Source organism: Kitasatospora sp. NPDC001683, assembly GCF_053596495.1.
This window is the reverse complement of sequence record NZ_JBSFGK010000117.1, coordinates 1-20938: the sequence shown is the minus strand read 5'-3', so window position 1 is coordinate 20938 and position 20938 is coordinate 1. Positions and strand designations below refer to the sequence as shown.

At 71.8% G+C, this 20938-nt stretch carries 19 protein-coding genes; 17 read left to right on the top strand and 2 right to left on the bottom strand.

Going from position 1 to position 20938, the window contains the following annotated elements:
* Positions 1-104: 104 nt before the first annotated feature.
* Positions 105-1751, bottom strand: a complete 1647-nt coding sequence (locus ACWCYO_RS35890; RefSeq protein WP_270148330.1) for a hypothetical protein — start codon at positions 1749-1751, stop codon at positions 105-107.
* 199 nt (positions 1752-1950) lie between these two features.
* On the opposite strand from ACWCYO_RS35890, the gene ACWCYO_RS35885 reads away from it, so the two are divergent.
* On the top strand, positions 1951-2394 hold the full coding sequence (locus tag ACWCYO_RS35885; protein ID WP_270151355.1) for a thiol-disulfide oxidoreductase DCC family protein: 444 nt from the start codon (positions 1951-1953) through the stop codon (positions 2392-2394).
* Here the strand turns inward: ACWCYO_RS35885 and ACWCYO_RS35880 are convergent.
* Positions 2382-4430, bottom strand: a complete 2049-nt coding sequence (locus ACWCYO_RS35880; protein WP_270148331.1) for an elongation factor G-like protein EF-G2 — start codon at positions 4428-4430, stop codon at positions 2382-2384. The two genes, ACWCYO_RS35885 and ACWCYO_RS35880, sit on opposite strands and share 13 nt — an antisense overlap.
* A gap of 243 nt (positions 4431-4673) precedes the next feature.
* Between ACWCYO_RS35880 and pgsA the strand changes: the two genes are divergently transcribed.
* From pgsA to ACWCYO_RS35800, 16 genes are all read left to right on the top strand, one after another.
* A complete protein-coding gene (gene pgsA / locus ACWCYO_RS35875; protein ID WP_270151357.1) occupies positions 4674-5321 on the top strand; it encodes a phosphatidylinositol phosphate synthase in 648 nt (215 codons plus the stop codon).
* A gap of 16 nt (positions 5322-5337) precedes the next feature.
* A complete protein-coding gene (locus ACWCYO_RS35870) occupies positions 5338-6294 on the top strand; it encodes a phosphatidylinositol mannoside acyltransferase (RefSeq protein ID WP_449786568.1) in 957 nt (318 codons plus the stop codon).
* A 41-nt stretch (positions 6295-6335) separates the two neighbouring features.
* Entirely contained in the window at positions 6336-7511 is a 1176-nt protein-coding gene (locus ACWCYO_RS35865; protein ID WP_449786567.1) for a glycosyltransferase family 4 protein, read from the top strand.
* 89 nt (positions 7512-7600) lie between these two features.
* Positions 7601-7969 (top strand): 5-carboxymethyl-2-hydroxymuconate Delta-isomerase, encoded by a 369-nt coding sequence (locus tag ACWCYO_RS35860; RefSeq protein WP_270148335.1) that lies wholly within the window; start codon positions 7601-7603, stop codon positions 7967-7969.
* Positions 7970-8057: 88 nt separating this feature from the next.
* Entirely contained in the window at positions 8058-8558 is a 501-nt protein-coding gene (locus ACWCYO_RS35855; RefSeq protein ID WP_270151358.1) for a hypothetical protein, read from the top strand.
* A 171-nt stretch (positions 8559-8729) separates the two neighbouring features.
* A complete protein-coding gene (pdxS, locus tag ACWCYO_RS35850; RefSeq protein WP_270148337.1) occupies positions 8730-9641 on the top strand; it encodes a pyridoxal 5'-phosphate synthase lyase subunit PdxS in 912 nt (303 codons plus the stop codon).
* A 96-nt stretch (positions 9642-9737) separates the two neighbouring features.
* Positions 9738-10355, top strand: a complete 618-nt coding sequence (gene pdxT / locus ACWCYO_RS35845; protein WP_270148339.1) for a pyridoxal 5'-phosphate synthase glutaminase subunit PdxT — start codon at positions 9738-9740, stop codon at positions 10353-10355.
* A 90-nt stretch (positions 10356-10445) separates the two neighbouring features.
* A complete protein-coding gene (locus ACWCYO_RS35840; protein ID WP_030286352.1) occupies positions 10446-11204 on the top strand; it encodes a YebC/PmpR family DNA-binding transcriptional regulator in 759 nt (252 codons plus the stop codon).
* A gap of 290 nt (positions 11205-11494) precedes the next feature.
* Entirely contained in the window at positions 11495-12082 is a 588-nt protein-coding gene (gene ruvC / locus ACWCYO_RS35835; RefSeq protein WP_270151359.1) for a crossover junction endodeoxyribonuclease RuvC, read from the top strand.
* Positions 12079-12690, top strand: coding sequence for a Holliday junction branch migration protein RuvA (gene ruvA, locus ACWCYO_RS35830; protein ID WP_270148343.1), 612 nt, complete (start codon positions 12079-12081; stop codon positions 12688-12690). The genes ruvC and ruvA overlap by 4 nt, the downstream gene beginning before the upstream one ends.
* Positions 12691-12776: 86 nt before the next feature.
* Positions 12777-13859, top strand: coding sequence for a Holliday junction branch migration DNA helicase RuvB (gene ruvB, locus ACWCYO_RS35825; RefSeq protein WP_270148344.1), 1083 nt, complete (start codon positions 12777-12779; stop codon positions 13857-13859).
* A gap of 260 nt (positions 13860-14119) precedes the next feature.
* On the top strand, positions 14120-14527 hold the full coding sequence (yajC, locus tag ACWCYO_RS35820; protein WP_270148345.1) for a preprotein translocase subunit YajC: 408 nt from the start codon (positions 14120-14122) through the stop codon (positions 14525-14527).
* A gap of 147 nt (positions 14528-14674) precedes the next feature.
* A complete protein-coding gene (gene secD / locus ACWCYO_RS35815; RefSeq protein ID WP_405000742.1) occupies positions 14675-16522 on the top strand; it encodes a protein translocase subunit SecD in 1848 nt (615 codons plus the stop codon).
* Positions 16523-16526: 4 nt separating this feature from the next.
* Positions 16527-17624, top strand: a complete 1098-nt coding sequence (secF, locus tag ACWCYO_RS35810; protein ID WP_449786566.1) for a protein translocase subunit SecF — start codon at positions 16527-16529, stop codon at positions 17622-17624.
* A gap of 25 nt (positions 17625-17649) precedes the next feature.
* Positions 17650-18201, top strand: a complete 552-nt coding sequence (locus ACWCYO_RS35805) for an adenine phosphoribosyltransferase (protein WP_270148348.1) — start codon at positions 17650-17652, stop codon at positions 18199-18201.
* 158 nt (positions 18202-18359) lie between these two features.
* Entirely contained in the window at positions 18360-20813 is a 2454-nt protein-coding gene (locus ACWCYO_RS35800; RefSeq protein ID WP_405000743.1) for a RelA/SpoT family protein, read from the top strand.
* The last annotated feature ends 125 nt before the right edge of the window (positions 20814-20938 follow it).

Sequence of the window (20938 nt, the reverse complement as noted above, 5' to 3'; positions counted from 1 at the left end):
TCCCCACCTTGTGCGCAACCCGGCCGCCAGGCCACCGCCCCCTCCCGTTGAGGAGGCGCCACCGAGGAGTTCGGTGGCGGGCCCCGCTTCGTACGTCGTCCGGATCAGCCGGCGTCGAACTGGTCGACCTTGTACGGTCGGCTGCCCTGCGCCTCGGACTTGATGATCGAGGTGCGGTTCTTGAAGAAGCGGTCGGCGTCCAGGTCGTGCTCCTGGAGGAACTCCAGGGTGGCGGTGTGCACCGCGTTGAGCACCGGGACGGAGGCGTTGAGCGCGTTGTCGACCATGGAGCGGTTGTTCCAGGCGGTGGCGACCCAGGCGTGCCGCAGCCCGAAGGGTTCGGGCAGGCCGAGGCCGCCGCCGAGCCAGCCGAGCAGGCCGGGCATCCGGTGGAAGGGGGCGCGGACGGCCTGGCGGACCACCTCGTCGTTGTCGATCAAGGGGAGCTTGACGGTGCGCTCCTCCCAGAACTTCACCGTCTTGGCGATCGTCTTCTCCTTGTCCTTCGGCTTGTCGAAGAAGACGCCCTTGACCGGGCCGAGCGCGTAGCCGGCCACCGAGATGCTGAGCACGTTGGCGAGCAGGGTCACCGTGACGGTGAAGGTGATGACCAGCTTGCCGTCGTGGGTGATGAACTGGGTGGCCAGGTAGTGCCGGGGGCCGCCGGGGAAGGTCTGCTTGTCGGCGAGGCCCTGCACGGCGAAGTCGCGCATCCGCTCGCCGTCCATGTCGGCGCCGGCGGGGCGGCTGATCTCGTCGGCGGTCTCGCTGACGTCGAAGACCACCCACTGCTTGATGGCGACGTCGGGGATGCCGCTGTTGGCGACGTGGCTGACGCCGAGGCCCTTGAGGTGGGCGGAGATCCGGCGGACCAGGTCCCAGGGGTGGAAGGCGCGGAAGTCGACGTGGCCCTCGGCGGGGTGGAGGGTGTCGGCGAGGCGCCACTCGCCCCAGCGGCGGCCGGCGCCGAGGATGCCCTTGGGACCGGCGTAGTGGTGGATGTTGGTCTCCTGCTCGGCGTCCAGCCGGCCGAGCTTGTCGCGCAGGTCGTTGGCCTTCTTGTCCAGGTCGTCGCGGGGGACGGCCTTGGCGACGGTGGCGGCGACGGCGGTGCCCTCGACCAGATCCTGCCAGCGGCCGCGGAGGTCCTTGGCGGAGCGCTCGACGATCCGGCGGGCGAGGTACCAGCCGAGCACCGGGGCGAGCATGGTGATCCGCAGGTAGATGCCGAGGACGCCGTCCGCCGGGGGGCGGAGCAGCAGGACGGCGGCGAGGACGGCGGTGGCGATGAGGGCGAGGGCGCCGTAGGTGTCGGCGCCGCGGGTGTTGTCCCGCTTGAGCCAGGCGCGCAGTTGGAAGGCGCCGAGCCAGATCAGGGTGCCGGGGAGGAAGAGCAGGCCGGTGACGACGCTGACGGTGCTGAGCTGGCGGTCGCGGGCGTGGCGCAGTTCCTCGGCGGCGAGGCAGTGTTCGACGACCTGGCGGGTGTCGACGCCGAAGGAGGGGACGAGGGGTTTGCGGTCGCCGCCGAGGGCGCGGGAGATCAGTGCCTTGCTGAAGGCCTCGCCGACGTTGGGGCGGAAGAGGGCGAAGCGGCCCTTCTTCGCCGTGACGTCGGTGACGTCCGTGGCGAACTGGCCGATCTCGCCGTCGCGGTAGGCGGCCGAGGAGAGCGCCTGGGTGACGGCGGTCTGCGGGCCGGCGTCGGTCCGGGGTATCTGCGCACCCGGGGTCATGTCGAGTGTGGTCACGGTGGCGTCCCCTCCTCCCCTTGTCAGCGGCAGGTTACCGTGCCGTGGCACCCCCGCGCGGATGATCGTCTGAAGTACCGTGACGAACCGTCACGTTCCGGCCGCGCCCGGCCTGAGGGGCATGATGCCCGCTTTCGGCCGGGTCGATACCCGCCCGGGCCGCTCCGGTGGGGGTGGAGGAGGATGGACGGTGAAGCCGATGAAGGGGGTTGCCGTGAAGGATCCGGTGCTGGTTTTCGACGGGGACTGCGCGTTCTGTTCGTCCTGCGTGCGCTGGGGGGAGAAGTACCTGCGGCAGACGCTGGCCTCGGGGGGCTGGGAGGCGGTGCCGTTCCAGTTCGCGGAGCTGGCGGAGTTGGACGCGCTGGCGGGCGGCCGGGGTGAGGTGTCGGCCGAGCGGGCCGAGCGCGAGGTGCTGTGGGTGACGCCGGCGGGCCGGGTGTACGGGGGCGCGCAGGCGGTGGCGCGGGTGCTGATGCGCTCTGGGGGCGCGTGGGCGTACCTGGGTGCGCTGATGGCGCTGGGGCCGGTGCGTCCGGTGGCGGGTGTGGTGTACCGCTGGGTGTCGCGGAACAGGCACCGGATGCCGGGGGGTACGGCGGCGTGTGCGCTGCCGAACCGGAAGCCGGCTCAGTCGGTGTAGCGCTCGGCGAGGGCGGCGGGCATGGGTTCGTGGCGCAGGTAGGCGCGGGAGAACTCGGCGGTGCCGTGGGTGAGCGAGCGCAGGTCGACCGGGTAGCGGACGAGTTCGAGTTCCGGGACTTCGGCGCGCAGCAGGGTGAGGCCCTGGCCGCCGGTCTCGGTGCCCAGGACGCGGCCGCGGCGGGCGGAGAGGTCGCCGAGGACGGCGCCGAGGTACTCGTCGGGCAGCAGGATGCTGACGGCGGCGACGGGTTCGAGCAGGCGGATGACGGCGTGCTCGGCGGCGTCGCGCAGGGCGAGGGCGGCGGCGTTCTGGAAGGAGGCGTCGGAGGAGTCGACGGAGTGGGCCTTGCCGTCGGTGAGGGTGACCCGGACGTCGACGAGCGGGTAGCCGGTGGCGACGCCCTTGGCGAGCTGGGCGCGCACGCCCTTCTCGACGGAGGGGATGAAGTGCTTGGGGACGGCGCCGCCGACGACGTGTTCCTGGAACTCGAAGCCGGAGCCGGCCGGGAGGGGTTCGACCTCGAGGTCGCAGATGGCGTACTGGCCGTGGCCGCCGGACTGTTTGACCAGCCGGCCGTGGCCGGCGGCGGCGGTGCCGAAGGTCTCGCGCAGGGCGACCTTGGGTTCGACGGTGTCGACGTGGACGCCGTGGCGGGTGCGCAGCCGGTCGAGGACGACTTCGGCGTGGGCTTCGCCGGTGCACCAGAGGACGAGCTGGTGGGTGTCGGGGTTCTGTTCGAGGCGTAGGGCCGGGTCCTCGGCGCTGAGCCGGGTGAGGGCTTGGGAGAGCTTGTCGTCGTCGGCCTTGCTGTGGGCTTCGACGGCGATCGGCAGCAGGGGTTCGGGCAGGGTCCAGCTCTCGAGTTCGACGGGGTGGCCGGGGGCGTGGACGGTGTCGCCGGCCCGGGCGGTGGTGAGTTTGGCGGCGCAGACCAGGTCGCCGGCGACGGCGTGCGGCACGGGGCGCTGGAGTTTGCCGAAGGGACTGGTGAGGGCGGTGACGCGTTCGTCGTCGTTCTGGTCGGCGGTGTGGGCGGGGCCGACGAGGTGGATCCGGGTGTCGGGGCGCAGGGTGCCGGCGTACAGGCGCAGCAGGCTGATCCGGCCGACGTAGGCGTCGCCGGTGACGCGGATGACCTGGGCGGCGAGCGGGGCGTCGGGGTCGCAGGCGGGGGCGGGGCGGGTGCGTTCGGTGGGGTTCGGGAAGGTGTGGGCGATCAGGTCGAGGAGTTCGGCGGCGCCGAGGCCGCTCTCGCTGGTGGGGACGGCGGGGTGGAGGGCGCAGGAGAGGACTTCGCGGCGCATTCCGGCTTCGAGGGCGTCGGTGTCGAGGGGCTCGCCGGAGAGGTAGCGCTCCATGAGGGTGTCGTCCTGGCCGGAGATGGCCTCGACGAGGCTGTCGTGGGCGGGGCCGGTGTCGGGCAGGGGGGTGGCGTCGCCGTAGGTGTCGCCGGTGAGGAGGTCGACGCTGCCGTCGGGGTGTCCGTCGTGGAGGACGGGCAGGAAGAGCGGGCGCAGGGTGTCCGGGCCCAGGTCGAAGGCGTCGTGGCAGGTGGTGAGGATGTCGTCGAAGCCGGTGCGGGCGAGGTCGAGTTTGGCGACGGCGACGGCGCGGGGGATGCCCTCGGCGGCGCACTCGCGCCAGAGGGCGCGGGTGGGGGCGGTGACCGGGTCGGTGGCGGAGACGACGAAGACGGCGGCGTCGGCGGCGTGCAGGGCGGCGCGCAGGTCGGCGGCGAAGTCGGGGTGGCCGGGCGGGTCGATCAGGTTGATCTTGACGCCCTTCCACTCGAGCGGGAGCAGGGAGAGCTGGACGGAGCGCTGCTGCTGGTGCTCGATGTCCTCGTGGTCGGAGACGGTGGTGCCGTCGGTGACGCGTCCGGCGCGGCCGGTGGCGCCGGCGGCGAGGGCGAGGGATTCGGCGAGGGTGGTCTTGCCCACACCGCTGGAGCCGATGAGGACGACGTTGCGCAGGTCCTGCGGGCCGGTGATGGCGGGCGCCTGGCCGGCTCGTGCGGTGCTGCGGTCGGGCATCGGGGTCTCCTCCCGTGGCGCCGAGGCTGACTCCCGCAGTCTAGGGTCGGGTCCGGCGATGCGCGTGTCGGGTGACCGTCCGTGTGTGGGCGGTGGCCGGTGCGCCGTCCGGCGGTGCGTGCGCCGGAGCGTGTCTCGGGCGTGGCTACGATGGGTGCGCCGGGCGGGCTCATTCGTCCGGCCGTCTGCCGCCGTGTGCTGCGCCAGGCGGGTACCTGGGAGATCGGAGCGGCTGGGAAGGCCATGCTCAACAAATACGCGCGTGCCTTCTTCACACGTGTTCTGACCCCGTTCGCCGCGTTCCTGATCCGGTTGGGTGTGAGCCCGGACGCCGTGACCCTGATCGGTACCGCCGGTTCGGTGGCCGGTGCGCTGGTGTTCTTCCCGCGGGGGGAGTTCTTCTGGGGCACCATCACGATCACGCTGTTCATCTTCTCGGACCTGGTGGACGGGAACATGGCCCGTCAGCTGGGCCGGAGCAGCAAGTGGGGGGCTTTCCTGGACTCCACGCTGGACCGGGTCGCGGATGCGGCGATCTTCGGTGGTCTGGCGATGTGGTACGCGGGCAAGGGCGACAACAACCTGCTGTGCGCGGTGGCGATCTTCTGTCTGGCCAGCGGGCTGGTGGTGTCGTACACCAAGGCGCGGGCGGAGAGCCAGGGTCTGCCGTGTGACGTGTCGGGGCTGGTGGAGCGGGCCGAGCGGCTGGTGGCAAGCCTGGTGGCGGCCGGGGTCGCGGGTCTGCACGAGTTCGGGGTGCCGTACGTGGAGTGGCTGCTGCCGGTGGCGCTGTGGCTGGTGGCGGCGGGCAGCCTGGTGACGGTGTTCCAGCGGATGCTGACCGTGCGCCGGGAGGCGTTCGAGGCCGACCGAGTGGCGGCCGGGAGTTGACGGGGGGCGTCCTGCGGTGACGGACCGACTGGTGTACTGGGCGTACGCGCTGGGGTGGGGGGTGCTGAAGCACCTGCCGGAGCCGGTGGCGCGGTGGCTGTTCGACCGGCTGGCGGACTACGCCTGGCGCCGCCGCGGCCCGCGGGTGCGCCAGCTGGAGGCGAACCTGCGCCGGGTGCGTCCGGGGCTGCACGAGGCGGCGCTGCGGCGGTTGTCGCGAGCCGGGATGCGGTCGTACCTGCGGTACTGGATGGAGTCCTTCCGGCTGCCGGTGTGGAGCCGGGCGAGGATCGCCCGGGACGTCCGGGTGGACGGCTTCGAGAACCTGCGGGAGGTGCTGGAGTCCGGGCGGGGCGCGGTGATAGCGCTGCCGCACATGGGCAACTGGGACCTCGCGGGCACCTGGGTCGCGCAGCTGGGCTACCCCTTCACCACGGTCGCCGAGCGGCTGAAGCCGGAGCGGCTGTTCGACCGGTTCGTCGCGTTCCGGGAGGGCCAGGGCATGGAGGTCCTGGCGCTCACCGGGGGCGGGGTGAACGTGATCGGCACGCTGGCGCGGCGGCTGCGCGAGGGCAAGCTGGTCTGCCTGGTGGGGGACCGGGACCTCTCGGAGGCGGGCATCGAGGTGTCGTTCTTCGGTGAGCCGACCCGGATGCCGGCCGGTCCGGCGGCGCTGTGCCAGCGCACCGGGGCGGCGTTGCTGCCGGTGACGCTGTGGTACGACGGCCCGGTGATGCGCGGGATCATCCACCCCGAGGTGCCGGTGCCGGAGGAGGGCGACCGCAAGGCGCGGACGCTGGCGATGACCCAGGCGATGGCGGACGTGTGGCAGCGCGGGATCAGCGAGCACCCGCAGGACTGGCACATGCTGCAGAAGTTCTGGCTGGCCGACCTGCCGGCCCGCGACACGGCGCGTCCGGAGCCCGCCGCGGGGGCCGCGACCGAGCCCGCCGCCGGGGCCTCCGGGGCCTGAGCCCGGCCCGTACGACCTGTCCGAAGGAGCTTGAGGAACCCGTGAAGATCGGCATCGTCTGCCCGTACGACTGGGACGTCCCCGGTGGGGTGCAGTTCCACATCCGGGACCTCGCCGAGCACCTGATCGGTCTGGGCCACGAGGTGTCGGTGCTGGCGCCGGCCGAGGACGACGAGGCGCTGCCGCCGTACGTGGTCTCGGCGGGGCGGGCGGTGGCGGTGCCGTACAACGGGTCGGTGGCGCGGCTGAGCTTCGGCATCCTGTCGGCGGCGCGGGTGCGGCGCTGGCTGCGCGAGGGGCGCTTCGACATCCTGCACGTGCACGAGCCGGCCTCGCCGAGCCTGTCGATGCTGGCGGCCTGGTCGGCCACCGGGCCGATGGTGGGCACCTTCCACACCTCGAACCCGCGCTCGCGGGCGATGATCGCGGCCTCGCCGATCCTGCAGCCGGGGCTGGAGAAGATGCGGGCCCGGATCGCGGTGTCGGAGTACGCCCGGCGCACCCTGGTGGAGCACCTGGGCGGGGACGCGGTGGTGATCCCGAACGGGGTGGACGTCGGGTTCTTCGCGGGGGCCGAGCCGGACGAGCGCTGGACCGGGCGCGCGGCGGTGGGGGAGCCGGGCACGATCGGTTTCATCGGCCGGATCAACGAGCCGCGCAAGGGCCTGCCGACGCTGCTGGCGGCGCTGCCGAGGATCCTGGCCGAGCGGCCGGGGGTGCGGCTGCTGGTCGCGGGCAAGGGCGACGAGGAGGAGGCCGTGGCGGGCCTGGCGCCCGAGGTGCGGGGGCAGGTGGAGTTCCTGGGCATGGTGTCGGACCGGGACAAGGCCCGGCTGCTGCGCAGCGTGGACCTGTACGTGGCGCCGAACACCGGTGGCGAGAGCTTCGGGATCATCCTGGTGGAGGCGATGTCGGCGGGTGCCCCGGTGCTGGCCAGCGACCTGGACGCGTTCAAGCAGGTGCTGGACGGCGGGGACGCCGGGGAGCTGTTCCCGGTGGAGGACGCGGACGCGCTGGCCCGTACGGCGCTGCGGCTGCTGGGGGATCCGGGGCGGCTGGAGGAGCTGCGCAAGGCGGCCTCGCGGCACGTGCGGCGGTTCGACTGGTCGACGGTCGGTGCGGACATCCTGGCGGTGTACGAGACGGTGACGGCCGGGGCGGCGGCGGTGGTCGAGGAGGACGTGCGCAACGCCCCGAGCCGGAGATCGCGCCGGTGACGAAAGCGAGGAGCGTCCCCGGGGGCGGGCCGGGTGTCAGCGGCGTTAGGGTCGGGCCGACCGCACCACTGTGACCCATGGGGGAAACGATGCCGCAGATTTCCGTCGACTACTCGTCGAGCCTCGCCGGGACCTTCGACCGCCGGGCGCTGGGACTGGCGATCAACCGGCTGGCGGAGGAGACGATCGACGCCAAGCCGGAGTCGTGCAAGACGCTGTTCCGGCAGAGCGAGGAGTTGGTGGTCGGCACCGGCGGGCTGACCGGCGACGCCCAGGTCTACGTCGAGTTCCAGGTGTTCCCGGGCCGTACGCCGGAGGCGAAGGCGGCGCTGAGCGAGGGCGTGATCGCGCTGCTGGCCGAGCACGTCACCCCGCCGTCCGGGACCCGGCTGTTCACGGCGGTGAACATCGCGGACATCGACCGGGAGAGCTACCGCAACGCCAGCGTCCAGGGCTGACGCCGGCCGGGGCGGTCGGTGACACCCGGTAACGTAGCGGCCCGTGACTACCTGGATCTGGGCCGGCGTGGCCGTGGTGCTGTTCGGCATGTACCTGAGTTGGACGGCCGGCCGCTTGGACCGGCTGCACGCCCGGATCGACGCCGCGCGGGCGGCGCTGGACGCGCAGCTGGTCCGCCGGGCCTCGGTGGCGATGGAGCTGGCGACGTCCTCGCTGCTGGATCCGGCGGCCTCGCTGCTGCTGCTGGACGCGGCGCACGCGGCCCGGCAGGCCGAGGACGAGCACCGCGAGGTGGCGGAGAGCCAGCTGAGCCTGGCGCTGCGGGCGGTGTTCGAGGAGCCGGAGCAGGTGGCGGTGCTGGTGGCGGAGCCGGGCGGCGAGGAGGCGGTTCGTGATCTGACGGCCGCGGTCCGCCGGGTGCCGATGGCCCGCCGGTTCCACAACGACGCGGTGCGGGCTGCGCGGGCGGTGCGGGAGCACCGGCTGGTGCGGTACTTCCGGCTGGCGGGGAAGGCGCCGTTCCCGATGGCCTTCGAGATGGACGACGCTCCGCCGCCCGCCCTCACGCCCGAGGGTGCGCCAGCCTAGGCTGTCTCCGGACTCCCGCCTGCGGGGCGAAGACAGACCCTAGGCTGTCTCCGGATACGGCCCGTTTGTCGCATCCCGTCGTCCGGGCTGGACTTGGTGGCGCATGGTTGGGCCACTCGTTCCGCCTACCATAGGGCGATAGCACTGGTTCATCTTCGAGTGAGGTCTCACGTGTCCACCACCCCCACCACCGCAGACCAGCCGCAGATCGGTACCGCCCGGGTCAAGCGCGGCATGGCCGAGCAGCTCAAGGGCGGTGTGATCATGGACGTGGTCAACGCCGAGCAGGCGAAGATCGCCGAGGACGCCGGCGCGGTTGCCGTCATGGCCCTGGAGCGGGTTCCGGCCGACATCCGCAAGGACGGCGGCGTGGCCCGCATGTCCGACCCGAACATGATCGAGGAGATCATCAACGCGGTCTCCATCCCGGTGATGGCCAAGTCCCGCATCGGTCACTTCGTCGAGGCCCAGGTCCTGCAGTCGCTCGGTGTCGACTACATCGACGAGTCCGAGGTGCTGACCCCGGCCGACGAGGTCAACCACTCCGACAAGTGGGCCTTCACCACCCCCTTCGTCTGCGGTGCCACCAACCTGGGCGAGGCGCTGCGCCGCATCGCCGAGGGCGCGGCCATGATCCGCTCGAAGGGTGAGGCCGGCACCGGCAACGTCGTCGAGGCCGTCCGCCACCTGCGCCAGATCAAGAACGAGATCGGCCACCTGCGCGCGCTGGACCACAACGAGCTGTACGCCGCCGCCAAGGAGCTGCGCGCCCCGTACGAGCTGGTCAAGGAGGTCGCCGAGCTCGGCAAGCTGCCGGTCGTGCTGTTCTCCGCCGGTGGCGTGGCCACCCCGGCCGACGCCGCGCTGATGCGCCAGCTGGGCGCCGAGGGCGTCTTCGTCGGCTCCGGCATCTTCAAGTCGGGCGACCCGGCCAAGCGCGCCGCCGCCATCGTGAAGGCCACCACCTTCTTCGACGACCCGAAGATCATCGCGGACGCCTCCCGCAACCTGGGCGAGGCCATGGTCGGCATCAACTGCGACACCCTGCCGGAGACCGAGCGCTACGCCAACCGCGGCTGGTAATCGCTCCCTCCCCTTCGCCGGCCCGCCGCAGCGCCTCGGTGTGCGGCGGGCCGCGCCGCGTAGTTCCGTAGTAACGATCGATTGAGGTTGAAGACCGTGAGCACTCCCGTCATCGGCGTCCTCGCCCTGCAGGGCGACGTCCGCGAGCACCTGGTGGCGCTGGCCGAGGCCGACGCGCTCGCCCGTCCGGTGCGCCGCGCCGAGGAGCTGGCCGAGGTCGACGCGCTGGTCATCCCCGGCGGGGAGTCCACCACCATGTCCAAGCTGGCGCTGCTGTTCGGCGTGATGGACCCGGTGCGCGAGCGGGTCGCGGCCGGGATGCCGGTGTACGGCACCTGCGCGGGCATGATCATGCTGGCCGACAAGATCCTCGACGGCCGGGAGGACCAGGAGAGCGTCGGCGGCATCGACATGACGGTGCGCCGCAACGCCTTCGGCCGCCAGAACGAGTCCTTCGAGTCCGGCATCGCCTTCAAGGGCCTGGACGACGCACCGGTGCACGGCGTGTTCATCCGCGCCCCCTGGGTCGAGTCGGTCGGCGCGGGCGTCGAGGTGCTGGCCGAGCTGCCCGGCGCGGACGGCCCGGAGAGCCGGATCGTGGCGGTGCGCCAGGGCAACCTGCTGGCCACCTCGTTCCACCCCGAGCTCACCGGCGACCACCGCGTGCACGCCTACTTCGTGAAGATGGTCGAGGAGCACCTCGCCGGCGAGTAGGGCATCCGCGGCCGTGTGCGCCTTACCGGTGACGACACCGGTAAGATCTCATCTGTTTCATTTCCCTTTGGCGACGTAAAGGAGCTGGCGATGTCCGGCCACTCTAAGTGGGCTACCACCAAGCACAAGAAGGCCGTGATCGACGCCAAGCGCGGCAAGCTCTTCGCCAAGATGATCAAGAACATCGAGGTGGCGGCGCGCACCGGCGGTCCCGACCCGGCGGGCAACCCGACCCTCTACGACGCCATCCAGAAGGCGAAGAAGAGCTCGGTCCCGATCGACAACATCAACCGCGCCGTCAAGCGCGGTGGCGGCCTGGAGGCCGGCGGCGCCGACTACCAGACCATCATGTACGAGGGCTACGGCCCGAACGGCGTCGCCGTCCTGATCGAGTGCCTCACCGACAACCGCAACCGCGCGGCGTCCGACGTGCGCGTCGCGATGACCCGCAACGGCGGCTCGATGGCCGACCCGGGTTCGGTGTCCTACCTGTTCACCCGCAAGGGCGTGGTGATCGTCCCCAAGGCGGACGGCGTGGACGAGGACAAGCTGTTCGAGATCGTCCTCGACCAGGACCCCGAGGAGATCAACGACCTCGGCGACTCCTTCGAGATCGTCTCCGAGGCCTCCAAGATGGTCGACGTGCGCACCGCGCTGGTCGACGCCGGCGTCGACTACGACTCGGCCGAGGCCAACTTCCTCCCGAGCATGCAGGTCGAGCTGGACGTCGACGGCGCCCGCAAGATCCTCAAGCTGATCGACGCGCTGGAGGACAGCGACGACGTGCAGAACGTCTTCGCCAACTTCGACATCCCCGACGAGGTCGGTGCGCAGCTCGACGCCGAGTAACGGCACCCGTGATCGTTCTCACTGCCCGGCCCGGTGGTCCCAGGACCGCCGGGCCGGTGTCGTCGGCGGGGTTGTCGGACCGGGGCGGTAGCCTGCGGAGGTCGCCCGCCGAAGGGCGATCCTTCGCCGCGAGCCGAAGGGCGCGCCGGTGCCGAGAGTGACGAGCGACAAGCGACGAAGGAGCGCCGGAGCGTGGGGGCACCTCCCAGCCGCCAGGCTGGGGGAGAGCGTCGGCACCGGGTCGGAGCGCCCGGAGGCGAGTGGCGAGTCACAGAGAGGCGGGGCGTGACGTGCGGGTGCTGGGCGTGGACCCGGGGCTGACCAGGTGCGGGGTCGGCGTGGTCGAGGGCGCGCCGGGCCGGCCGCTGCGGATGGCCGGGGTGGGCGTGGTGCGCACGCCGGCCGAGGCCGAGATCGGGCAGCGGCTGCTGCTGGTCGAGCAGGGCCTGGAGAGCTGGCTGGACGAGCACCGGCCCGACCTGGTCGCGGTCGAGCGGGTCTTCGCCCAGCACAACGTCCGGACGGTGATGGGCACCGCCCAGGCGAGCGCGGTGGCGATGCTCTGCGCCACCCGGCGCGGCATCCCCGTCACACTGCACACCCCCAGCGAGGTCAAGGCCGCCATCACCGGCTCCGGCCGGGCGGACAAGGCCCAGGTCACGGCCATGGTGCAGCGGCTGCTGCGGCTGGACGCGCCGCCCAAGCCCGCCGACGCCGCCGACGCGCTGGCGCTGGCGATCTGCCACATCTGGCGCGGCGCGGCGACCAACCGGCTGCAGGCCGCCGTCCAGGCCGCCCGCTCCGCGCCCCTGGCAGCCGATTCCCTGAGAGGCAATTCCCTGAAAGGCACCGCTCCTGTGAAAGACACCGTCCGGTGATCGCCTTCGTGCAAGGGCCCGTGGCGGCCATCGCCTCCGGAGCCGCGGTGATCGAGGTGGGCGGGGTCGGCATGGCCGTCCAGTGCACCCCCAACACCCTGGCCGGCCTGCGGCTGGGTGAGCCGGCCCGGCTGGCGACCTCGCTGGTGGTCCGGGAGGACTCGCTGACCCTGTTCGGCTTCGCCGACGACGACGAGCGCGCCGTGTTCGAGATCCTGCAGGCCGCGCCGGGCGTCGGTCCCAAGCTGGCCCAGGCGATCCTCGGCGTGCACAGCCCCGACGCGCTGCGCGCCGCGGTGGCGGGCGGGGACGAGAAGGCGCTGGTCGCGGTGCCGGGCATCGGCAAGGCGAAGGCGGCCAAGTTGCTGCTGGAGTACAAGGACAAGCTGGGCGCCCCGCACGGCGCGGTGCCCGCGCAGAAGCCGATCGCCAGTGGCCCGGCGCCGTGGAGCGAGCAGCTGCACTCGGCGCTGACCGGCCTCGGCTACGCCCCGCGCGAGGCGGACGAGGCGGTCGCCGCCGTCACCCCGGAGGCGGAGGCGCAGCAGACCCCGGACGTCGGCGCGCTGCTGCGGCTCGCCCTGCGCGGCCTCAACCGCGCCCGCTGAATCCACCTGACGACCTGTCCGTTTGTCGACAAGGTCGACACGGTCGGTACCGCTGACACCGCTGACACCCCCTGGAGCCCGCGAGGATGTACGAGGAATCCGCTGACCGGCTGGTCACGGCCGCCGCCGACGGCGAGGACCAGGCGGTCGAGGCCGCGCTGCGCCCCAAGCTGCTGGACGAGTTCATCGGTCAGGAGCGGGTGCGCGAGCAGCTGTCCCTGGTGCTCCAGGCGGCCCGCAAGCGCGGCAGCGCGCCCGACCACGTGCTGCTGAGCGGTCCGCCCGGGCTGGGCAAGACCACCCTGTCCATGATCATCGCCGCCGAGCTGGGCGCCCCGATCCGGATCACCTCCGGCCCGGCCATCCAGCACGCGGGGGACCTCGCGGCGATCCTCTCCTCGCTCACCGAGGGCGAGGTGCTCTTCCTCGACGAGATCCACCGGATGTCCCGGCCGGCCGAGGAGATGCTCTACATGGCGATGGAGGACTTCCGGGTCGACGTGATCGTCGGCAAGGGTCCGGGTGCCACCGCCATCCCGCTGGAGCTGCCGCCGTTCACGCTGGTCGGTGCCACCACCCGGGCCGGCCTGCTGCCGCCGCCGCTGCGCGACCGCTTCGGCTTCACCGGGCACATGGAGTTCTACGCCCCGGTCGAGCTGCAGCGGGTGGTGCACCGCTCGGCCACGCTGCTGGACGTGGAGATAGACCCGGCCGGCGCGGCCGAGATCGCCGGGCGCTCGCGCGGCACCCCGCGCATCGCCAACCGGCTGCTGCGCCGGGTCCGCGACTACGCGCAGGTCCGGCACGACGGTGTGGTCACCGCCGAGATCGCCGGCCAGGCGCTGGACGTCTACGAGGTGGACGCCCGCGGCCTGGACCGGCTGGACCGCGCGGTGCTGGACGCGCTGCTGCGGCTGTTCGGCGGCGGACCGGTCGGTTTGTCGACACTCGCGGTCGCGGTGGGGGAGGAGGCCGAGACGGTCGAGGAGGTGGCCGAGCCCTTCCTGGTCCGCGAGGGCCTGCTCGCCCGCACCCCGCGCGGGCGGATCGCCACCGCCGCCGCCTGGCAGCACCTCGGCCTGACTCCACCGGTCCAGACCCCGCCGGTGCAGACCACTCGGGGCAGCGTGCCGCCCCAGCCGGAGTTGTTCCCGGCGGACGGAAGTTGACCGGTCTGGGCTGAACGGGTGAGAGATGGCCGCCGATTCCCGCCCCGGCCCGGTGCCGGGCCCCGTGGAGATGCCAGGGGAGAAGTCCGGGAAAACCGTGCAGGCGCAGGGTCGCCACTTTCGGCGGCAGGATGCGATGCTTGGCGTTGTCCGATCAGTTCGGGGTCGCCTAGACTCCGCCGGACCGCCCCTCTCACCCGACGGGCCGACCCATACCACACAGGCCGCCGGCCGGCGGCCCGTTAAGGACCCTGGCTGCAGTGAACTTCATCATCCTTCTCCTCCCGATCATCGCGATCGTGCTCATGTTCCGGTCGCAGAAGAAGCGCCAGGCGCAGATGCAGCAGATGCAGACGGCGCTGGAGCCCGGGGCGGGGGTGCGCACCATCGGCGGCCTGTACGCCCAGGTGAAGGCGGTCAACGACGAGACCGTCGAGCTGGAGATCGCTCCCGGCGTGGTCACGCACTTCACGAAGAGCGCGATCGCGGCCGTCCTGGACCCCCAGGAGTACGACGCGATCATCAACGGTCGCCCCGAGGACGACGAGCTGTCCGAGCCGGAGGCCGAGGACGCCGACGCCGCACCGGTCGAGGACAAGCCGCTGACGCTCACCAAGGACAGCGCCGAGAAGGGCGATGCCGAGGGCGGGGCTCCCGCGAGCAAGTAGTACGGACGGGCAACCCGCCCGTCCGCGCGGCGCAGTGCCGCGAGCCCACAGGACCTCAGGGCCGCAGAACCACCATGCCCCCGTCCCGCCACGAGCCGGACGGGGGTCCGGTCGGGGAGGTGGCATGGACAGGGAGAAACGAGCAAGGTGGCAACACCCAAGTCGCGCCCGCGCGACGGCTACCCAGGGCGGGCGCTGGCCCTCATCCTGGTCGTCACCGTCGGACTGGTCGCCCTCATGTTCGGGACGGGCAACACCAAGCCCCGGCTCGGAATCGACCTCGCCGGCGGCACCAGCATCACGCTGACCGCGAAGTCGACCGACCCCAAGGCGATCAACAAGTCCAACATGGACATCGCCACCGGGATCATCGAGCGCCGGGTCAACGGGATGGGTGTCTCCGAGGCGGAGGTCCAGACCCAGGGCTCGGACACGATCATCGTGAACATCCCCAAGGGCGGCGACAAGCAGAACGCGGCGGACCAGGTCGGTGCCACCGCGAAGCTGTTCTTCCGTCCGGTCCTGGCCGTGGCGCCCAGCGGCGTCACCCCGCCCGCGCCCACCGGCACCCCGTCCGCCGGGGCCTCCGGCAGCCCGAGCGCCGCCCCCTCGGGCAGCGCCACCCCGTCGGCCTCGGCCGGCGCGAGCTCCTCCGCCAGCCACGCGCCGACCGCCTCCGCGAGCGCCACCAAGCAGGGCCGCGCCGTCGGTGAGGCGCTGGCCGCCGAGGGCGCCAGCCCGTCGGCCGCCGCCACCGGCGCGAGCACCGCTCCGTCCGCCGCTGCCACCGGTTCGGCCACCCCGGCCGCCACCGGCGCGCCGAGCGCCGCGCCCACCCAGCCGAGCGCCGCCGACCTGAGCGCCGCGATGACCCAGGGCACCGTCCCGCCGGAGCTGCAGGCCGCCTTCGCGGCCCTCGACTGCTCCAAGCCCGATGTCCGCGCGGCCCAGACCGGCGCCGAGGACAAGGCCATGGTGGCCTGCTCCCAGAAGCCGGAGAACGGCTACTACGAGAAGCTGGCCCTCGGCCCCGTCGCCGTGAAGGGTTCGGACGTCTCCAAGGCCCAGCCGAGCCTGGACACCCAGACCGGCGCCGGCTGGCAGGTGCAGCTGCAGTTCAACAGCGCCGGCACCGACGCCTTCACCAAGGTCACCGGCCAGCTGGCCACCCAGACCCCGCCGACCAACCAGTTCGCCATCGTGCTGGACAACCAGGTCGTCTCGCACCCGCAGGTGAACGGCCCGATCCCGGGCGGCAGCGCGGTCATCACCGGCCGCTTCAGCCAGCCCGAGGCGCAGGACCTCGCCAACGTGCTGAGCTACGGCGCCCTGCCGCTGGAGTTCAGCAAGGGCGACGTCACCACCGTCTCCCCGGCGCTGGGCAGCGACCAGCTCAAGGCCGGTCTGGTCGCCGGCGCGATCGGCATGCTGCTGGTCGTCGCCTACTCCCTCGTCTACTACCGCGGCCTCGGCCTGGTCTCGATCGCCGGTCTGATCGTCTCGGCGGCCCTGACCTACTCGCTGATGAGCCTGCTCGGCGGCGCGATCGGCTTCGCGCTGAACCTGCCGGCGGTCTGCGGTGCGATCGTCGCGATCGGCATCACCGCCGACTCCTTCATCGTGTACTTCGAGCGCATCCGCGACGAGGTCCGCGAGGGCGCCCCGCTGCGCCCGGCGGTCCAGCGGGCCTGGCCGCGCGCCCGGCGCACCATCCTGGTCTCGGACTTCGTGTCCTTCCTCTGTGCCGCCGTGCTCTACGTGGTCTCGATCGGCAAGGTCCAGGGCTTCGCCTTCACCCTGGGTCTGACCACCGCGCTCGACGTCGTGGTGATCTTCCTCTTCACCAAGCCGCTGATCACGCTGCTGGCCCGGCGCAAGTTCTTCGCCGAGGGTCACCCGTGGTCCGGCCTGGACCCGAAGCGGCTGGGCGCCCGCCCGCCGCTGCGCAGCAGCCGTCGCCGTAGCTCCTCCTCTGCCGCCGTGAAGGAGGCCTGACACCGTGTCGCGCTTCTCCAATCTGGGCCACCGGCTCTACCAGGGCGAGGTCAGCTTCGACTTCGTCGGGCGCCGCAAGCTCTGGTACTCCATCTCCGGCGTGATCGTGCTGGTCGCGGCGATCGGCCTGGCCATGGGCCTGCACCTGGGCATCGAGTTCAAGGGCGGCTCGGTCTACACCGTGACCAAGCCGGGCCTGACGGTCTCGCAGGCCCAGGGCACCGCTGACGGCATCGTCTCCTCGCACCCACTGGTGCAGTCGACGGACAAGGACAAGGTCCGGATCCAGGTCAGCACCGATGAGCCGAAGAGCTCGGACGAGATCCGTTCGCAGCTCTCGCAGAAGTTCGGCGTGCCGCTGGACACCGTCGAGGCCCAGGTGATCGGCCCCAGCTGGGGCAAGCAGATCTCCGACAAGGCGCTCACCGGCCTGATCGTCTTCATGGTGCTGGTGACGGTCTACCTGGCGATCGCCTTCGAGTGGCGGATGGCGGTGGCCGCCCTGGTCGCCCTGCTCCACGACCTCCTGATCACCATCGGCGTCTACGCCCTGGTGGGCTTCGAGGTCACCCCCGGTACGGTGATCGGCTTCCTGACCATCCTCGGGTACTCGCTCTACGACACGGTCGTCGTCTTCGACACCGTGAAGGAGAACACCAAGGGGCTCACCAAGCAGAACAAGCGCACCTACAGCGAGGCGGCCAACGCGGGCCTCAACCAGACCCTGGTGCGCTCGCTCAACACCACCGTGGTGGCGCTGCTGCCGGTCGCCGCACTGCTGTTCATCGGCGGCGGCATCCTGGGCGCCGGCACCCTGAACGACATCTCGCTCGCGCTGTTCATCGGCCTCGCGGCCGGTGCCTACTCCTCGATCTGCGTCGCCACCCCGCTGCTGGCGCAGCTCAAGGAGGAGCAGCCGGACATGAAGGCGCTGCGCAAGCGCGTCCTGCAGCACCGGGCCGCGGCCGCCAAGGCGGAGGCCTCGGACGCGGTGCCGACGGACGTGGACGCGGACGAGGAGCAGCCGGCGGGTATGGTCGGTCAGCGCGGCCGGTCGGCCGGCACCTCGCGTGCCAAGGGCCGTCCGTCCACCAAGCGCTGAACCCGAACCTAAGGAACCCACCACCGTGACCACCGTCGACACCGCACTGGCCGAGCTGCTGAACAGCCGGATCCGGGACGTCCCGGACTACCCGAAGCCGGGTGTGCTGTTCAAGGACATCGCGCCGCTGCTCGCCGACGCCGAGGCCTTCGGCGCCCTCACCCGGGCGCTGGCGGACCGGGCGAAGGAGCTCGGGGCGACCAAGGTGGTGGGCCTGGAGGCGCGCGGCTTCGTGCTGGCGGCCCCGGCGGCCTTCGCGGCCGGGCTCGGCTTCGTGCCGATCCGCAAGCAGGGCAAGCTGCCCGGCGAGGTGTTCCGGCGTTCGTACGAGCTGGAGTACGGCTCGGCGACGCTGGAGGTGCAGTGCGACGCCTTCGCGCCCGGTGAGCGGGTGCTGGTGGTGGACGACGTGCTGGCCACCGGTGGCACCATCGGGGCCTCGCTGGACCTGGTGAAGGAGGCCGGCGCCGAGCTGGCGGGCGTCGTGGTGCTGATGGAGCTGGGCTTCCTGGACGGCCGCGAGCGGCTGGCCGGGCACCTGGACGGCGCCCCGCTGGAGACCCTGGTCACGGTCTGAAGATCATGACGGAAGGACGGCGGTCGGATCATCCGACCGCCGTCCTTCCGTTTCCGGGCCCGGCCGGATGAACACCGGGCCGCCCGGCTCGGTACCATGAAGATTCATCCCCTCCCGGTTGTGCCCGGACGTCACGGGCCCGGCAGGGGTCGGCCCCGGTGCCCCGAGGAGTGTCCTTGCCCGACGAGGTTGTGCCCACGGCCGCAGCGGCCGCCCCCGAAGACCGTCCCACGCCCTCGGGGGCCACCCCGGCACGCCCGACGCCGACCTCCTCGCGCCCGATGGCCCCGCTCGGCCGCGCTTCCGGCACCGGCGGCGGCATGCGCGCCCGACTGGCCCGCCTGGGCGGCCAGCGCTCCAGCGTGCTCAACCCCGTCCTGGAGCCGCTGTTCCGCTCGATCCGGGCGAACGACCCCAAGGCCGACCCGGCGCTGCTGCGCGACATCGAGCGCGCCTACGCCGTCGCCGAGAAGTGGCACCGCGGACAGAAGCGCAAGAGCGGCGACCCGTACATCACCCACCCGCTGGCCGTGGCGACCATCCTCGCCGAGCTCGGCATGGACGCCCCGACCCTGATGGCCGGATTGCTGCACGACACCGTCGAGGACACCGACTACGGCCTGGAGACCCTGCGCAAGGACTTCGGCGACTCGGTGGCCCTGCTGGTCGACGGCGTCACCAAGCTGGACCGGGTCAAGTTCGGCGAGGCCGCCCAGGCCGAGACCGTCCGCAAGATGGTCGTGGCGATGGCCAAGGACCCGCGGGTCCTGGTGATCAAGCTGGCCGACCGGCTGCACAACATGCGCACGATGCGCTACCTCAAGCGGGAGAAGCAGGAGAAGAAGGCCCGCGAGACGCTGGAGATCTACGCCCCGCTGGCGCACCGGCTGGGCATGAACACCATCAAGTGGGAGCTGGAGGACCTCGCCTTCGCGATCCTCTACCCCAAGATGTACGACGAGATCGTCCGGCTGGTCGCCGAGCGTGCCCCCAAGCGGGACGAGTACCTGGCGACCGTCATCGACCAGGTCCAGGCGGACCTGCGCGGCGCCCGGATCACCGCCTCCGTCACCGGCCGGCCGAAGCACTACTACTCGGTCTACCAGAAGATGATCGTCCGGGGCCGGGACTTCGCCGAGATCTACGACCTGGTGGGCATCCGGGTCCTGGTCGACACCGTCCGCGACTGCTACGCGGCGCTGGGCACCATCCACGCGCGGTGGAACCCGGTGCCGGGGCGGTTCAAGGACTACATCGCGATGCCCAAGTTCAACATGTACCAGTCGCTGCACACGACGGTGATCGGTCCCGGCGGCAAGCCCGTCGAACTGCAGATCCGCACCTTCGACATGCACCGGCGGGCCGAGTACGGCATCGCCGCGCACTGGAAGTACAAGCAGCGCGCGGTCGCCGGGGCCTCCAAGGTCCGCACCGACACCCCGACCCAGGTCCGCAAGGACGACAAGGCCGGCGCCGTCAACGAGATGGCCTGGCTGCGGCAGCTGCTGGACTGGCAGAAGGAGACCGCCGACCCGGGCGAGTTCCTGGAGTCGCTGCGCTTCGACCTGGCCAGCAACGAGGTCTTCGTCTTCACCCCCAAGGGTGACGTGATAGCGCTGCCGGCCGGCGCCACGCCGGTCGACTTCGCCTTCGCGGTGCACACCGAGGTCGGCTACCGGACCATAGGGGCCCGGGTCAACGGGCGGCTGGTGCCGCTGGAGTCGACCCTGGAGAACGGCGACACCGTCGAGGTGTTCACCTCCAAGGCGGAGAACGCCGGCCCCTCCCGGGACTGGCTGGGCTTCGTCAAGTCCCCGCGCGCCCGCAACAAGATCCGCGCCTGGTTCTCCAAGGAGCGCCGCGAGGAGGCGATCGAGCACGGCAAGGAGGCGATCGTCCGGGCGATGCGCAAGCAGGGCCTGCCGATCCAGCGGATCCTGACCGGCGACTCGCTGGTCACCCTGGCCCACGAGATGCGCTACCCCGACATCTCCTCGCTCTACGCCGCCATCGGCGAGGGGCACGTCGCCGCGCAGAACATCGTCCAGAAGCTGGTCCAGGCGCTCGGCGGCGAGGAGGGCGCGACCGAGGACCTCGCCGAGACGGCCACCCCGACCCACGACACCCGCCGGGCGGTGCGCCGCCGGGCCAAGGGCGACCCGGGCGTGATCGTCAAGGGCGTCGAGGACGTCTGGGTCAAGCTGTCCCGCTGCTGCACCCCGGTGCCGGGCGACCCGATCGTCGGCTTCGTCACCCGCGGCAACGGCGTCTCGGTGCACCGCGCGGACTGCGTCAACGTCGAGTCGCTGAGCCAGCAGCCCGAGCGCATGATCGACGTCGAGTGGGCGGCCACCCAGTCGTCCGTCTTCCTGGTGGCCATCCAGGTCGAGGCGCTGGACCGCTCCCGGCTGCTCTCGGACGTCACCCGGGTGCTCTCCGACCAGCACGTGAACATCCTGTCGGCGGCGGTCCAGACCTCCCGGGACCGGGTGGCGATGAGCCGCTTCACCTTCGAGATGGGCGACCCGAAGCACCTGGGCCACGTGCTCAAGGCGGTGCGCGGCGTCGAGGGCGTGTACGACGTCTACCGGGTCACCTCGGCCCGCAAGTGACCACGGCATGGGGAAGGCCCCCGGGGAGCACCTTGGATTCCAGGGGTCGTCGCAACACCACTTGGTTTTAGGTGGTGAGTAGATCACGTAGACGCTCGGCTGGGGTATCCCAGTCGAGCGTCTTG